We start from the raw sequence: 14,140 nt of genomic DNA on the forward strand, positions 1-14,140 counted from the left end.
CCGCGCTCTGCACATTCCCCGATTGCGACCCGTGCGGACCTGTGCGACGAACGCCCGCCGCGCTCCGACGAATGGCGCGCGCCAGACGTTTTCGCCAGGAGACATACGATCGTGAAGCCCGGAATCCTCTCGACCCTCGGCCTCGTGAGCGCCGTCCTCGCGTGCAAGCCTGCGAACCCTGCCGAGCCCCCGCCCGAGCCCGCCGCAGCCCTGCCCGAGCCCGCGCTCGCGCCCGCCGCCGTCGCCGATCCCGCAGATGTTCACATCGAGGGCGACCACCTCGTCATCGACCGTCACATCAATTTCGAGTTCGACAAGAGCGAGATCCTCGCGGACTCCTTCGATCTGCTCGACCACGTCGCGCAGCTCCTGAAAAATCACCCGGAGATCGTCAAGCTCCACATCATCGGCCACACCGACAGCGCCGGCGGCGCCGAGCACAACCAGAAGCTGTCCGACGCCCGCGCCAAGGCCGTCATGGAGGCCCTGCGCAGCCGCGGCGCCACGCAGACGATCGACGCCGTCGGCAAGGGCGAATCGCAGCACCTCTGCAGCGAGGACACCGACGACTGCCACCAGAAGAACCGGCGCGTCGAGTTCTTGATCGAGGCCGGCTAATCGAGCGCCGCCTCGGCCACCTCGTCGAGCCAGTCGACGACCGCGCGGATCTTCGGCACATCGGCCAGCGCCTCCGGCACCACGCGCCACAGCGCGCGCTCGAGCGGCGGCGCGTCGCGGTCGAGGCGCACCAATTCCGGGTGGCCCTCCGCGGCCGCCAATGTCAACACTCCCAGCCCGACCCCCGCGCGCACCAGCGCGTACGACGTGGGCACGCTGCCGGTCGCCGCCACCACCCGGCCGCGCGGCACCAGGGCCCGCATCCACCGCATCTCCGCCAGCCGGCTGTCGGGCGGCCCGAGCATCACCAGGTCGGCCTCGGCCTCCGGCGGCAGCGGGTCGAGCCCGTGGCGCTCGACGTAGCTGCGCAGCCCGTACAGCCCGAGCGACACCTGCACCAATCGTCGCACTCGCATCCCCGCCTCGGTCGGCCGGATCACCCGCAGCGCCACGTCGGCCTGCCCCGCGGTCAGGTCGAGCACCTGCTCCGTGCAGCGCAGGTCGAGCACCAGCTCCGGGTGGCGCTCGCGCAGCAGCGGCAGCTTCGGCGCCAGGAACGACGACGCGATGTAATCGAGCGTCGTCAGCCGCACCGTGCCCACTGCCCGCTCGGACGCCGCCTCGAGGTCGCGCGCCAGCTCGCGCACCTCCGTCGCCATGCGCCCGGCCGCCTCGACCACCCGCCGTCCGGCCTCGGTCAGCCGCCAGCCCTCGGCGTCGCGCACGAACAGCGCGGCCCCGACGATCGCCTCCAGCGCGGTGATCCGGCGGCTGATGGTGGTCGGGTCGAGCCGCAGCGCCCTGCCTGCCTCGCCGAGCGAGACGTGGCGGGCGAGCGCGAGGGCGATCCGTAGGTCGCGCCAGTCGAGGAGGTGCTGCATGGATGCAGTTGGAGACTGCATCATACTGCGTTGGCGCAGCCGCTGGTAGCCCGTACGGTTAGCGGGCCCCGGAGGTACGCATGCCGTCGGAAGACATCACCCTCAAGGCCCTCGACGGGCGCCCGCTGTCCGCCACCCTGCACGCCCCGCGCGAGGCCCCGCAGGCGGTCCTGGTCGTGCTCGGCGCGCTCGGCGTCCCGCGCCGCTACTACGCCCCGCTGTCCGCCTGGCTGGCCGAGCGCGAAATCGCAGTCCTGACCTTCGACTACCGCGGCGTCGGCGGCTCGCGCTCGGTCCCGCTGCGCAAGGACCCGGCCGTCCTGCTCGACTGGGCCCGCCTCGACGCCGCCGCCGCGATCGACCTCGCGCGCGAGCGCTGGCCTGGCGTCCCGGTCTGGGGTCTCGGCCACAGCTTCGGCGGCCAGGCCTTCGGCCTCACCGCGCGCGGCCTCGACCTCGCCGGCATCTTCGTCGTCGCCGCCGGCTCGGGCGACATGTCGCTGTATCCGAGCGGCCAGCGCCAGAGCTTCAAGGTCCGCCTCGGCATCGCCACCAACGTGATCGCCGCCCTGTTCGGCTACGTCCCCGGCCGCCTCGGCCTCGGCGAGGACCTGCCCGCCGGCGTCGTCCGCCAGTGGGCCCAATGGTGCGACACCCCCGATTACGTCCGCGGCGCCCTCGGCACCGAGTCGACCTTTTTTCATCGCGTCACCGCGCCGATGTGGTTCTACGACTTCACCGACGACAGCTACGCCCCCGCCCGGGCCGCCGCCGCCCTGCGCGGCTGGTACAACCGCGCCGACTCCACGCACCGCGTGATCGCCCCCGCCGACCTCGGCCTCCGCCGCGTCGGCCACTTCGGCCCGTTCCGCGCCGGCGCCCCCGAGCGCCTGTGGGACGAATTGCTCGGCGTGATCACCGGCGACCCCCGCCCGGTCCTTTCCGCCGACAATTACGCCGGCACCCCCGCCGCCCGCGCGAACACCCATTCGTAGCTGTCGCGCACAGGCCCTGCGAGAGTCCCATCAGATGTCTCTCAGGACATGCTCGTGCGAGCATGTCCGAAAGCGCGGACGAAATTCGGAGAGCCGTGGACGCTCGCTATCCCGCCGGTCTGTCTCGCACGCGCGGCACGAGACATGTCTCTCAGGACATGTCCAAATTATCACGTCCAGAGACCCGCCGCTGGCGGCCTGAGGTCAAAGCGTTCCGCCACTCGCGTCCGCTCGGCCCCGGCGACGGCCGCGTCCTGCCTCACCACCCGCTCCCCGCCGACACCCCGTGGCCCGACCGAACTCGGCCGCCCACCTGTCTCTTGAGCCATCCAGCTACCCCTGATCTGCACGCGTGAGCCGGTGCGGGGCCCGCGGGCCGCGGCCCCGTCACCCGCCGATTCGCCCGCAAACCCCTGGCGAACGCCGTCCCTGACCGCCGCGCACCCGGTCGCGCACTCGCGGCCGCGCCGCAACTCGACTACGATGCCCCGGCGATGGACGTCCACCGCTTGCGCAACCTGACCTTCCTGATGTCGCTCGGCGGCCTCTCGGCGGCGTGCTTCAACGACGAGGGCCCGCGCGGCAGCGGCACCGACCCGGGCGAGTCGACCGGCGGCACCACCGGCGGCGGCACCACCGACGCGGTCGACCCCGGCACCACCGACGCCGACACCACCACCACCACCACCGGCGCGGTCGACACCACCGGCACCACCGAGCCCGCCACGAGCACCACCACCGGGCCCGACACCACCACCACCACCGACGCCGCCACCACCGACCTCACGACCACCGCGACCACCGGCCCCGGCCCCGACGGCGACGTGTGCATGCAATACGGGACCACCTACGTCGCCTGCTACCCGCGGTTCGCCGAGTACCTCAACGCGATCGTCGAGGACTGCGAGGCGGTCGTCGAGAAGGGCGAAGAGGTCGACGGTCCCGCGTGCGGCCAGGCGTTCGAGGACTTCTACTCCTGCATCTCGTCGCTCGAGTGCCGCCAGATCGCGCAAGAGTTCAATCAGCCGGTGTTCTGCGCGATCCAGTACGAGCTGATCGAAGAGTTCTGCCCGGTCACCGGCAAGGACTTCTGAGGCGTTCCATGCTGTTCGTCTCCGGCACCAAGCGCAGCGGCACCTCGATGTGGATGCAGGTCCTGCGGGCCGCCGGCTTCCCCGTGCTCGGCGAGGCCTTCCCGCGCGGCTTCACCGAGGCCCTCCACCAGGCCAACCCCGCCGGCTTCTACGAGTCGATCCTCCGCCACGGCATCTACTTCCGCACCAACCCGCACCCGGTCACCGGCGAGTACTTCCTGCCCGAGCACGTCGAGGGCTACGTCGTCAAGGTGTTCGTCCCCGGCGTCATCCGCAGCGAGCGCGCCTACATCACCCATCTGATCGCCAACGTCCGCGAGTGGCGCGAGTACGAGGCCTCGATCCTCCGCCTCTACGCGCTCGAGCGCGAGGGCATGGCCGCCGCCGGACAACCTGTCCCCGAGGCCAGCTCATACTTCCCGCCGGCCTACGAGTGGTGGATGGAGAACTTCGCCCTCGTGCGCGACATCAGCCTGCGCCGCTACCCGGCCCGCCTGATGACCTACGACCAGGTCCTCGACGACCCCGTCGGCACCCTCACCGGCGTGCTCGCCTGGCTCGGCCGCGGCGACCTGGCCGCCGCCCTCCCGACGATCCAGCCGGCCTACCGCACCCAGACCCGCCCCAGCTCCGACAGCGTCCCGCCCGCGCTGGCCCGCGTGTTCGACGACCTCTACGCCGGCGTGGCCGCGCAGAAGCCGTTCCCCGAGTCGCTGCTGCGCGACCTCAATGCGACCAACCGCGCGCTGCTCCCCGAGCTGACGGAGATCCAGCACCGCGTGGCCCTGGCCCAGTCGCGCGGCGCGAAGCCCCCGGCCCCGCCCCGCCCCGCCGGCCTGCCCGAGCTCGACTGATCCCTGTCCATCCAGACATGTTCCAAAGAACATGACTGCAAGGACATGATATCTCGAACTCCAGCTCGGCCTCCGGACTGCGGCGCTCGCAGCACTCGCTCGCGCCCCGCTCCCGACGCACCCGCTGCGACCTCGCCCCGCCACTCGTCGAGGTTCGCGGTGCATCAGCATTCGATCGCGACGCGACTTCCGAGCTTCGCAGTCTTCGCGCGAGCCGACCGTGATCGCCAGGGAACGCATCCCGCTCCGCGTCGAACAGCGCCGGCCTTGCGCATCGGTGCGCGCGATCGCGCGTCGGCCGAGGCCGGTTGCGGCCCGGCGGGACGGCGGTCAAGCTGGGCCACCTCGATGTCCGCGCTGAAGCTCGCTACCTACAACATCAACGGCATCCGCACGCGCCTGCCGGTCTTGCTGCAATGGCTCGCCAAGGAGCAGCCGGACATCGTGTGCCTGCAGGAGCTCAAGGCGGTCGACGCCGACTTCCCGGTCGCAGAGCTGCGCAAGGCCGGCTACGGCGCGCTGTGGCACGGCCAGCGCTCGTGGAACGGCGTGGCGATCCTCGCGCGGGACGGCATGCCGCTCGAGAGCCGGCGCGGCCTGCCGGGCGACCCCGAGGACACCCAGAGCCGCTACCTCGAGGCGGCCGTCCACGGCGTCCTCGTCGGCTGCCTCTACCTGCCCAACGGCAACCCGCAGCCCGGCCCCAAGTTCGACTACAAGCTGGCCTGGTTCGACCGCCTGATCGCCCACGCCGCCACCCTGTGCAACGCCGGCATCCCGGCCGTCCTCGCCGGCGACTTCAACGTCGTGCCGACCGACGCCGACATCTACAATCCGAAGTCGTGGCGCAAGGACGCCCTGCTGCAGCCCGAGAGCCGCGCGCGCTACACCAAGCTGCTGTCGCAGGGCTGGCTCGACAGCCTGCGCCACCTCCACCCCGACGAGCCGATGTTCACGTTCTGGGACTACTTCCGTCAGCACTGGCAGCGCGACGCCGGCCTCCGCATCGACCACCTCCTCCTCAACCCCGAGCTCGCCCCGCGCCTCAAGAGCGCCGGCGTCGACCGCTGGGTCCGCGGCCTCGAAGGCACCAGCGACCACGCCCCGACCTGGATCACCTTCACCGGCTACGCAGTCCCCGCCAGCGACGACTGATTGTTATCTTTTTTGAAAATGCACATGTCCATTCGACAAATGCTCCGATGGACATGTCTTTGAAGACATTCGGGTGAACATACCGGGCCGCGCGATCGACTCGCGTGCCCGGCGACGGCCGCTGACGTCCCGGCATCGCCGAGTCGGGCAACCCACCGCCGCCACGGCTGCGACCGCGGCACTCGCCACGAGCAACGCCTGTCCCAAAGGACAGCGCCATCGCATCGCCTCAGCCGCGCACGCGTCGCCGCCGTAGCCCCAGCAGCAGCGCGAGCCCGCCGATCGCCGCGGCCTCCGGAGCCCCCGGAGCCCCGACGTCGCATCCGCTCCGCGTGCGCGCGCGCGGCGTCGGAGGCAACGCCTGCGGCTCATGCGGCGGCCCGCCGCCCCAGCACTGGAAGCACGACAGCGCCACCGGCGGCCCGCGTTTCGCCGTCGCGGCGCTCACCTCGTCGGCGACGCGGAACTGCAGACCGGCCGGCTGGGCCACCAGGTACGTCCCGGCCGCGAGCGGCTGCTCGAGCTCGAGCCGCGGCCATCCGAGGCACGTGCCCTGCTCGCGCAACGTCGCCTCCACCGGCACGAAGGTCCTCTCGTCGCTCGCGCGACGCAGCTCGACGCCCGACGCCGGCGCCGAAGACATGCATCCGCCGGGCCCAGGCTCTGTCGGCGGCCCCGGCGGCTCTTCCGGCGAATAGCGACGATCGCCGCAAGGCACCACCAGCCCCACGGGCAGCTCCGCCGGCCACACCCCGTCCTCGGGGCTCGTGCAATCGTCGAACACCAGCCGCACCTCGCAGCGCGTCAAGCAGGTCGCCCGCGCGGTCGAGGGCACATGAAACGAGGCGAGCGCTCCCAGGATCACGAGCAGCCGGCGCATGATCGACGCAATACCATATCGGCCGCGCTACTGCCAGCAGCAGCGCCCTCGCGTCCATTCCATCGCAGCGACGTCTCGCCGCGACTCCGGCGGCGCGAGGATGCTCGGTCCGCCTCGCCGGTTCTCACCCGCCCCGCCGCAGCCGGCGGTACAGCGTCGACGGGCTGATCCCCAGCTCCGCTGCCGCCCGCTGCTGATGCCCCCCGTGACGCTCGAGCGCCGCCGTGATCGCCGCCCGCTCGAGCTGCTGCAACGACCCACCGCGGGACCGCGGCGGCGGCGGCCCGATGTCGTCGGGCAATTCGCTCGCCTCGACCACCGGACCGGCCGCCAGCGCCGCCGCCCGCTCCATCGCGTTCTCGAGCTCGCGCACGTTGCCGGGCCACGCGTGGTGCAGCAGGCGCTCCTCCGCGGCTGTCCCGAGGGACATCTTGTTCCGCCCCGCCCGCGCGCAGGCGGCAGCCAGCAGCGCGCGCGCCAGCGGCAGGATGTCTTCGCGCCGCGCCGCCAGCGACGGCAGCCGCAGCTCGATCACTCGCAGTCGATAATAAAGATCGCGGCGGAAGCTGCCCGCCTCCACCGCTGCCGCGAGGTCGCGATGGGTCGCCGCGATCACGCGCGCGTGGATCGGCCGCGCATGGTTCTCGCCGACTCGCCGCAGCTCGCGCTGCTGCAGCGCGCGCAGCAGCTTCACCTGCATCGCCGGCGACATCTCGCCCACCTCGTCGAGGAACAGAGTGCCGCGTCCGGCCGCCTCGAGCATCCCCACGCGGTCGCGCATCGCCCCCGTGAACGCCCCGCGCGCGTGCCCGAACAGCTCGCTCTCCAGCAGCGGCTCGGCGATCGCCCCGCAGTGCAGCGCCAGGAACGGCGCCTGCGCGCGGCTCGATCGCGCGTGGATGAAGCGCGCCAGCCGGTCCTTGCCCGCCCCGCTCTCGCCCAGCACCAGCACGTTGCTGTCGACCGCCGCCGCTCGCCGCGCCAGCTCGAGCACTCGCAACATCGCCGGGCTACGCGTCTCCCACGCCTCCGCCGCCACCGTCGCGCCCCCGCGCGGCGACGACTCCAGCGAATCGTCCCACGCCTCGCGTGGGCGCGCCAGGAACCGGCACGTCGCGTCGCCGCGGGCCACGCAGCGGTCCTCGACCACCACGATCTCGCGCTGCTCCACGCAGCTCAGGTACCCGCTGGCGAAGCCCGCCAGGGTCCAGCACACCGGCTCCTCCGCCTGCCCGCAGTGCAGCAGGTGCTGCTCCGCCTCATACGAATCGCCGACCGTCGCCCCCTCCGGCGTCATCGGCCCCGTCCCTGGCAGCAATCGCAGCATCCCTTGCAAGATCCCCACTCGCCCGCCCGCGTCGCGGATCGCCAATTCGCTGTCCCACTCGAACCGCCCGCGCATCGCCTCCGCCGCTCGCCAGCCCTGCACGTGGCCGAACCGGCTCAGCAGCGCCCGCGCCCCTGCCGGACCGAGCGCCACCATCAGCTCGCGGCGCAGCGTCCCCAGGGCGGCGGCGTCGACGATGACCGCGCGGTGCCCCGCGAAGTGCAGCGCTCCGACCTCCGCGTCAGCGAGGAGCAGCGTATCGATGTCGAGGTCTTCGGCGCGCATGGTCCGGTCATTGTGACCGAGCGCGACCGGCCAGTCTGACCGAACCGCCCCGCCCCGGCCGTGCAAGTCCGCGGACTCTCTCGCTGGCACGCCGCCTGCCAGTGGCGGCGTATGCGAACCAGCATCGACATCCTCGCCCCCGAAGTGCGCGCCGATCCCTACCCGCACTACGCCCGGTTGCGCCGCGACCACCCCGTCTGCCTCGCCGAGCCTGGCGGCATGTGGCTCGTCAGCCGGCACGACGACATCATGACCGTCCTCCGCGACCCCGCCCGCTTCTCCTCGCAGGGCTTCCGCGCAGTGTGGGAACCGCCGTGGATCGGCTACAACCCCCTCGCGCGCTCGATCCTGGCGATGGACGGCCCGGCTCACGCCCGCCTGCGCGCCCTCGCCAGCCGCTCCCTCGGCCCGCGCGCAGTCGCTCGCCTCGAGCCTGCCATCCGCGCCCGCGCCGAACGGCTGCTCGGCGGACTCGAAGGCGACGTCGAGCTCGTCACCGCCTTCGCCGCCCCTCTGCCCGCCTACGTCATCGCCACCCTGCTCGGCCTCGACGAGTCGCTCGGCGCTCGCTTCAAGCAGTGGGCCGACGACTTCCTCTCGGTCACCCCCGAGCCGCTCGACGCCGCCCACGCCGAGCGCGTCAAGACCACCATCGCCGAGCTGTCCACCTATTTGAACGCGGTGATCGCCGACCGTCGCCGCGCCCCGATCGACGACACGGTCAGCGAGTTGACCCGATCCGAGCTCGACGGCCAGCGCCTCGGCGACGCCGAGATCCTCGAGTTCATGGTCGCCGTCCTGCTCGGCGGCCTCGAGACCACCACCCACTTGATCGCCACCTCGGCACTGTTCCTGGCCGCGCGCCCCGAGCTGTGGGTCCGCCTGCGCCGCGAGCCCGCGACGATCCCCGCCTTCGTCGAGGAGATGCTGCGCTTCGACGGCCCCAGTCAATCCTTGCCGCGCTTCACCACCTGCGACGTCCCCCTCGCCGGTGTCACCATTCCTGCGAACTCTCTGGTGCTCGTTTTGGTCGGCTCCGCCGGCCGCGACGAGCGTCGCTTCGCCGACCCCGACCGCTTCGACCTCGACCGCGGCGCCTCGGGCGGCGTCAACTTCGGCCACGGCGTCCACTTCTGCCTCGGCGCCGCCCTCGCCCGCATGGAGGCCCAGATCGCGATCGGCGCCCTCGTCCGCCGCTTCGCCCGCCTCGAGCCCCTGCCCGGCCCGATCGCCTACAACCGCACCATGACCGTCCGCGGCCCCGTCACCGCGCCCCTGCGCTTATTCCCGGCCTGAGCAGGAAGCTCGATCGGGAGTCGAACCGCTCCTATTGAAAAAACATCCATCACCGCGGCAGCCCTGCGAGCTCGCCGTCGCGGCCGATCACCCGGTACGTCGTCGCCGCTGCCGCCGTCATCACCACCGCGTTGCCGAGCAGCAGCAGCGCGTCGTGCAGGCGGTCGCCGCCTTCGGGCTCGCCGAGCGCCAGAGTCAGCCCCAGCCACACGATCAGGCGCACGAACGGGTACGCCATCGCCAGCCCGAGCAGCTGGCGGCGGCCGACCTCGTCCGAGTCGGCCAGCGCCGCCATCACCCCGATCAGCCCCGACGCCACGAAGTTGCGGGTCGGCCCGCCGAAGTCCTCTGCCGGCATCGTCCCGCCGACCAGCGCCCCCGTCAGCGCCGCCGCCGACAATGTCAACACCAGCGCCACCAGCAGCACCCGCAGCGCCTCGCGCGTCAGCTCCGTCCGCCTCGCCGCCACCCCGAGCGCCACGCTCAGCACCAGCGGCGAGAACGGCGTGAAGATCAGCGCCCCCACGGCCAGCAGAGTGTCGGCGTGCAGCATCGCGTAGCCGAGCAGCGCCGCCGACACGCACGTGCGCGCCACCAGGCTCGCGGTCACGTGGCAGTGGCGCCAAAGATCGTGGTGGACATCCGTCAGCGGCACGCCCGCCGGGATCGTCACGCGCTGCGCCGACTCCTCGTTGACCAGCGCCAGCACCTCGTGGGCCGAGAACCTGAACGTACGGCGGTCGAACAGCGGCGAGCACAGCAGCGAGCGCAAGAACTCGCGGATCTTCGGCGCCGACGACTTCAGCGTCAGCTCCTCCGCAGTCGCCGCCTCGCCGCCGAGCACCCGCACCTCGTGCACGCTCGCCTCCGCGATCCCGGCCGCGCGCGCCACGGCGAACACTGCCTCCGCGGAGCCCCGCGGCACGGTCAGACGGATCTCCCGCATCGCGGGCGAAGGATGGCGCCTCGCCCTCGCCCGGCCAGCCGGCCCGTCCTGCGCCCCCGCAGCCGCGCCTCGGCAGCTCCGCCGGCAAACGGCGCAGCCCACGCGGCACCGCCGTCCGCCCGACAGGGATCTGTTTCGAAGGACATGTCACTGCGCCGCCGCCCGAGCACCTGCTCAGCCTGCTCCTCGGCAGTTCTACAAAACACATCATCGCGCCGCAAGCCGCCCGCCCATCCGCATGTCCCCAAGGACATGTCATCGCCCGCCGAGCGAGGCCGACCATTTCGCCGCATGTCCCCAAGGACATACGATTCGGCGAGGCCGACGCCATTAAAAATGTCCCAAAGGACATATGGATCCTCCGAGCGACGCCACCGCATGTCCCCGGGGACAGCCGACCGCCCGCTCCTTGGTGCATGATTCTTTTAGAAGATGCCGCGCCTTTTGGGCCGCTCGCTTGCGACCGGGCCAGTCTTCCCTCTTACTCGCCTACGAGTCGGCGGCTGCGGGACCTCGATGGCGAGCTCGACCATGATGAGTCGCGTCCTGCTCGCCGCCGTCCTCGCTGGCGCCTGCGACGGCGCCCGCCGGGACCCGCACGCCGGGCAGTTTCAGGGCGTCATCGAGCTCGACGAGCGCGTCCTGGCCTTCGAGCTCCCCGGCCGCGTGCTCGCGGTCGCGGTCACCGAAGGTCGCTGGCTCGAGCAGGGCGACGAGATCGCCCGCCTCGACGACACCCTCGAGCGCCTGCAACGAGAGGCTCGCGCCGCCGAGGCTCGCGCCGCGCGGGCCGAGCTCGAGCTCCTGCGCGTCGGCCCGCGTCCCGAGGACATCGCCGGCCTGCGCGACGCAGTCACCGCCGCGCGCGCCGAGGAGGCCCTCGCGCGCAGCGAGCTGGCCCGCCAGCGACGATTGGCCGCCACTGGCACCATTCCTCCGGTCCAGCTCGAGCGAGCCGTCGCAGTCGCCGATCAGGCCACCGCGCGCCGCCAGGAGGCCGAGTCGCGGCTGGCCGCGCTGCGCAAGGGCGCGCGCAAGCAGGAGCGCGAGGCGGCGCGGGCCCGGGCCTCCGCGGCCGCCACCCAGGTGCGCGCGGCCGACGAGCGGCTGCGTCGCCACGTCCTGCGCGCCGACCGGCCCGGCCTCGTCCTCGACGTCCACCTCGAGCCTTACGAATTCGCCGGCGTCGGCACCCCCGTCGTCACCGTCGGCGACGTCCGGCGGCCCTACGTCGACATCTTCGTCCCCCAGGCGCGCATCGCCGAGGCAGTGCTCGGCGGCCCCGCGCGCGTCGAGGTCGAGGCCGCCGCCCTGCCTCTGCGCGGCCGCGTCGAGTACATCGGCAATCGCATGGAGTTCACCCCGCGCTTTCTCTTCAGCGAGCGCGAGCTGCCCAACCTCGTCATCCCGGTGCGCGTGCGCATCGACGACCCCGACGCCACCTTGCGCGCCGGCGCCCCCGCCTTCGTCACCTTGCAGGACGCCTGATGCCCGACTCCGACGAGCTCGTCGTCGACGCCCAGCACCTCTCGCGCCGCTTCGGCGCCCACGTGGCAGTGCGCGACGTCAGCCTGCAGGTGCGGCGCGGCGAGATCTTCGGCGTCCTCGGGCCCAACGGCGCCGGCAAGTCGACCGCCCTGCGCATGCTGTGCGGCGTCCTCGATCCCACCGGCGGCCGCGCAGTCGTCGTCGGCCACGACGTCGCCCGCGAGCCCGAGCGCGTCAAGGCCAGCATCGGCTACATGACCCAGAGCTTCAGCCTCTACACCGATCTCACCGTCGCCGAGAACATCGGCTTCTACGCCAGCCTCTACGGCCTCGCCGGCGCCACGCGGCGGCGGCGGATCGACGCGGTCCTGCACGAGTCCGAGCTCGCCGCGCGCACCGGCCAGCTCGCCGGCGAGCTCTCGGGCGGGTGGAAGCAGCGGCTCGCGCTCGCCTGCGCCACCATTCATCAGCCCCCGCTGATCTTCCTCGACGAGCCGACCGCCGGCGTCGACCCGCTGAGCCGGCGCGAGTTCTGGGAGCGGATCCACGGCCTCGCCGCCGCCGGCACCACCATCGTCGTCACCACCCATTACATGGACGAGGCCGAGCGCTGCCACCAGCTCGCCTTCATCTCCCACGGCGAGGTGTTCGACAGCGGCCGCCCCGACGACATCGTCGCCCGCGCCGGCCTGGCGATCGCCGAGTTCATCGTCGACGACGTCGACCAGGCCACCTATTTGTTGCAGGGCCTGCCCGGCGTCGAGGAGTGTGCGCATTACGGGCGCGTCCTCCGCCTCGCCGTCCACGGCGACGAGCCCGTCGCCGCCGCCCGCGCCCGCCTCGATCGCGCCGGCCTCGCCGTGCACGACATGCGCGAGAGTCGACCCACAGTCGAGGACGCCTTCGTCGCCATGGTCCGGCGGGAGCGGCGAGCATGAGACGTCTCCTCGCGGTCAGCCTCAAGGAGCTGCGCCAGCTGCGACGCGACCGCCTCACCCTGGCGATGATGCTCAGCATGCCCGTCAGCGAGCTCTTGCTGCTCGGGTACGCCATCAACACCGACATCCGTCACATCCAGACCGTCGTCCTCGACCGCGACCGCTCGGCCGCCTCGCGCCGGCTGGTCGTGCAGATGCAAGCGACCGGTTATTACGACATCGTCGGCGACGTCGAGAACTACGAGGACATCGCCCGCGCCCTCCGCAGCGGCCGCGCCACCGTCGGCCTCGTCGTCCCCGCGCGCTTCTCCTCCGACCTCACGCGCCGCCGACCCGTCCGCCTGCAATTGCTCGTCGACGGCTCGGACCCGCAGGTCCTCGGCACCGCGATCGACACCGCCACCGGCCTCGCCGCCGCTCGCTCCGCCGAACTGGCCACCCCCGGCCTGCCGCAGACCCATCCGCGTCCGACCCCCGCGCCGCTGAGCTTCGAGCCGATCATCCTCTACAACCCCGAGCAGCGGACCGCCGTCTACATCGTCCCCGGCCTCATCGGCGTCCTCCTGACCATGACCATGGTCATGCTCACCGCGATGGCGCTGACCCGCGAGCGCGAGCGCGGCACCCTCGAGGCCCTCATCGTCTCGCCGGCCACCCGCCTCGAGATCGTCGGCGGCAAGATCGCCCCCTACATCGCCATCGGCTACGGCCAGATGACCCTGGTCCTGCTGGCCGGCTGGTGGTTCTTCGACGTCCCGGCCGCCGGCTCGCTCCCGCTGCTCTACCTGCTCGCCGCCCTGTTCATCGCCGCCCACCTCGCCCTCGGCCTTTTGTTCTCGACCGTCGCCCGCACGCAGCAGCAGGCGATGCAGATGTCCTTCTTCTTCCTCCTGCCCAACATCCTGATCACCGGCTTCGTGTTCCCGTTCGAATCGATGCCGATCTCGGTGCAGCACCTCGCCCAGGCCCTGCCGCTCACTCACTTCCTCCGCGTGGCTCGACGGATCCTCCTCAAGGGCGCCCACGCCGAGGACATGAACCAGGAGATCGCCTGGCTCGCCGGCATCGTCGCCGTCTTCATCGCCGCCGCCGCCGTCCGCTTCAAGAAGAAGCTCTTATAAGAACGCGGCTGCCCGCTTTCACGTGGCGCGAGGCTCAGCGCGGCAGCACGATCGGCGGGATCGAGGGCGGCGGCGGGATCGAAGGCGGCGGCGGGATCGGGGCCGGCGGCGGCATCGTCGGCGGCGGCGGAATCGTCGGCAGCGATCGCGGCGGCGTCACGGGAGGCTTCACCGGCAGCAGCTTCGGCGCCGGCTCCCGCTCGGGCGCCTCCGGCAGCGGCGCCATCGGGGTCACCTGTGGAATCGGAGCCGGCCGCGGCGG

14 protein-coding genes are annotated in these 14,140 nt (G+C 72.1%); 9 read left to right on the forward strand and 5 right to left on the reverse strand.

All coding sequences use genetic code 11. The features are described from left to right. Nucleotides 1-111 precede the first annotated feature (111 nt). Nucleotides 112-618, forward strand: coding sequence for an OmpA family protein (locus OV090_RS43735; protein ID WP_267710868.1), 507 nt, complete (start codon nt 112-114; stop codon nt 616-618). On the opposite strand, the gene OV090_RS43740 is transcribed toward OV090_RS43735, so the two are convergent. Beyond that, the gene (locus tag OV090_RS43740; RefSeq protein ID WP_267710869.1) at nt 615-1,499 is read right to left on the reverse strand and encodes a LysR family transcriptional regulator; all 885 of its coding nucleotides are present in this window, start codon (nt 1,497-1,499) and stop codon (nt 615-617) included. The genes OV090_RS43735 and OV090_RS43740 overlap by 4 nt on opposite strands. A gap of 80 nt (nt 1,500-1,579) precedes the next feature. Here OV090_RS43740 and OV090_RS43745 point away from each other — a divergent pair, with 80 nt between their 5' ends. The 4 genes from OV090_RS43745 (at nt 1,580) to xth (ending at nt 5,597) form a co-directional block, all read left to right on the forward strand. Next, nucleotides 1,580-2,494, forward strand: coding sequence for an alpha/beta hydrolase (locus OV090_RS43745; protein ID WP_267710870.1), 915 nt, complete (start codon nt 1,580-1,582; stop codon nt 2,492-2,494). A 494-nt stretch (nt 2,495-2,988) separates the two neighbouring features. After that, entirely contained in the window at nt 2,989-3,588 is a 600-nt protein-coding gene (locus OV090_RS43750; protein ID WP_267710871.1) for a hypothetical protein, read from the forward strand. A gap of 8 nt (nt 3,589-3,596) precedes the next feature. Next, nucleotides 3,597-4,442 (forward strand): hypothetical protein, encoded by an 846-nt coding sequence (locus OV090_RS43755; RefSeq protein ID WP_267710872.1) that lies wholly within the window; start codon nt 3,597-3,599, stop codon nt 4,440-4,442. A gap of 348 nt (nt 4,443-4,790) precedes the next feature. Further along, on the forward strand, nt 4,791-5,597 hold the full coding sequence (xth, locus tag OV090_RS43760; protein WP_267710873.1) for an exodeoxyribonuclease III: 807 nt from the start codon (nt 4,791-4,793) through the stop codon (nt 5,595-5,597). Between the two features lie 229 nt (nt 5,598-5,826). Here the strand turns inward: xth and OV090_RS43765 are convergent, their stop codons facing one another. Together OV090_RS43765 and OV090_RS43770 are read right to left on the reverse strand one after the other, a co-directional pair. After that, nucleotides 5,827-6,477 (reverse strand): hypothetical protein, encoded by a 651-nt coding sequence (locus tag OV090_RS43765; RefSeq protein WP_267710874.1) that lies wholly within the window; start codon nt 6,475-6,477, stop codon nt 5,827-5,829. Between the two features lie 124 nt (nt 6,478-6,601). Further along, on the reverse strand, nt 6,602-8,089 hold the full coding sequence (locus OV090_RS43770; RefSeq protein WP_267710876.1) for a sigma 54-interacting transcriptional regulator: 1,488 nt from the start codon (nt 8,087-8,089) through the stop codon (nt 6,602-6,604). A gap of 111 nt (nt 8,090-8,200) precedes the next feature. Between OV090_RS43770 and OV090_RS43775 the strand changes: the two genes are divergently transcribed. Continuing rightward, complete coding sequence (locus tag OV090_RS43775; RefSeq protein WP_267710877.1) at nt 8,201-9,385, forward strand: cytochrome P450; 1,185 nt, start codon at nt 8,201-8,203, stop codon at nt 9,383-9,385. A 49-nt stretch (nt 9,386-9,434) separates the two neighbouring features. On the opposite strand, the gene OV090_RS43780 is transcribed toward OV090_RS43775, so the two are convergent. After that, nucleotides 9,435-10,331: a hypothetical protein gene (locus tag OV090_RS43780; RefSeq protein WP_267710878.1), complete on the reverse strand. Its 897-nt coding sequence runs from the start codon at nt 10,329-10,331 to the stop codon at nt 9,435-9,437. Nucleotides 10,332-10,862: 531 nt separating this feature from the next. Here OV090_RS43780 and OV090_RS43785 point away from each other — a divergent pair. Genes OV090_RS43785 through OV090_RS43795 form a run of 3 tightly spaced genes read left to right on the forward strand, consistent with a single transcriptional unit; the run spans nt 10,863 to nt 13,878 of the window. Next, nucleotides 10,863-11,819, forward strand: a complete 957-nt coding sequence (locus OV090_RS43785) for an HlyD family efflux transporter periplasmic adaptor subunit (protein ID WP_267710879.1) — start codon at nt 10,863-10,865, stop codon at nt 11,817-11,819. Continuing rightward, nucleotides 11,819-12,757 carry an ABC transporter ATP-binding protein gene (locus tag OV090_RS43790; protein ID WP_267710880.1) on the forward strand — a complete coding sequence of 313 codons (939 nt, stop codon included), beginning with the start codon at nt 11,819-11,821 and terminating at the stop codon, nt 12,755-12,757. The genes OV090_RS43785 and OV090_RS43790 overlap by 1 nt, the downstream gene beginning before the upstream one ends. Beyond that, the gene (locus OV090_RS43795; protein ID WP_267710881.1) at nt 12,754-13,878 is read left to right on the forward strand and encodes an ABC transporter permease; all 1,125 of its coding nucleotides are present in this window, start codon (nt 12,754-12,756) and stop codon (nt 13,876-13,878) included. Before OV090_RS43790 ends, OV090_RS43795 begins: the two co-directional genes overlap by 4 nt. Before the next feature lie 34 nt (nt 13,879-13,912). Here the strand turns inward: OV090_RS43795 and OV090_RS43800 are convergent, their stop codons facing one another. Then, entirely contained in the window at nt 13,913-14,104 is a 192-nt protein-coding gene (locus OV090_RS43800; RefSeq protein WP_267710882.1) for a hypothetical protein, read from the reverse strand. Nucleotides 14,105-14,140: the final 36 nt, after the last annotated feature.

Source organism: Nannocystis sp. RBIL2 (genome assembly GCF_026626745.1).
Lineage (GTDB): Bacteria > Myxococcota_A > Polyangia > Nannocystales > Nannocystaceae > Nannocystis.

Excerpts from the sequence above, each read along its gene's own strand:
- OV090_RS43740 (WP_267710869.1), bottom strand. The coding sequence starts at position 1,499 with ATGCAGCACCTCCTCGACTGGCGCGACCTACGGATCGCCCTCGCGCTC.
- OV090_RS43745 (WP_267710870.1), top strand. The coding sequence starts at position 1,580 with ATGCCGTCGGAAGACATCACCCTCAAGGCCCTCGACGGGCGCCCGCTG.
- OV090_RS43750 (WP_267710871.1), top strand. The coding sequence starts at position 2,989 with ATGGACGTCCACCGCTTGCGCAACCTGACCTTCCTGATGTCGCTCGGC.
- OV090_RS43755 (WP_267710872.1), top strand. The coding sequence starts at position 3,597 with ATGCTGTTCGTCTCCGGCACCAAGCGCAGCGGCACCTCGATGTGGATG.
- xth (WP_267710873.1), top strand. The coding sequence starts at position 4,791 with ATGTCCGCGCTGAAGCTCGCTACCTACAACATCAACGGCATCCGCACG.
- OV090_RS43765 (WP_267710874.1), bottom strand. The coding sequence starts at position 6,477 with ATGCGCCGGCTGCTCGTGATCCTGGGAGCGCTCGCCTCGTTTCATGTG.
- OV090_RS43770 (WP_267710876.1), bottom strand. The coding sequence starts at position 8,089 with ATGCGCGCCGAAGACCTCGACATCGATACGCTGCTCCTCGCTGACGCG.
- OV090_RS43775 (WP_267710877.1), top strand. The coding sequence starts at position 8,201 with ATGCGAACCAGCATCGACATCCTCGCCCCCGAAGTGCGCGCCGATCCC.
- OV090_RS43780 (WP_267710878.1), bottom strand. The coding sequence starts at position 10,331 with ATGCGGGAGATCCGTCTGACCGTGCCGCGGGGCTCCGCGGAGGCAGTG.
- OV090_RS43785 (WP_267710879.1), top strand. The coding sequence starts at position 10,863 with ATGATGAGTCGCGTCCTGCTCGCCGCCGTCCTCGCTGGCGCCTGCGAC.
- OV090_RS43790 (WP_267710880.1), top strand. The coding sequence starts at position 11,819 with ATGCCCGACTCCGACGAGCTCGTCGTCGACGCCCAGCACCTCTCGCGC.
- OV090_RS43795 (WP_267710881.1), top strand. The coding sequence starts at position 12,754 with ATGAGACGTCTCCTCGCGGTCAGCCTCAAGGAGCTGCGCCAGCTGCGA.
- OV090_RS43800 (WP_267710882.1), bottom strand. The coding sequence starts at position 14,104 with ATGGCGCCGCTGCCGGAGGCGCCCGAGCGGGAGCCGGCGCCGAAGCTG.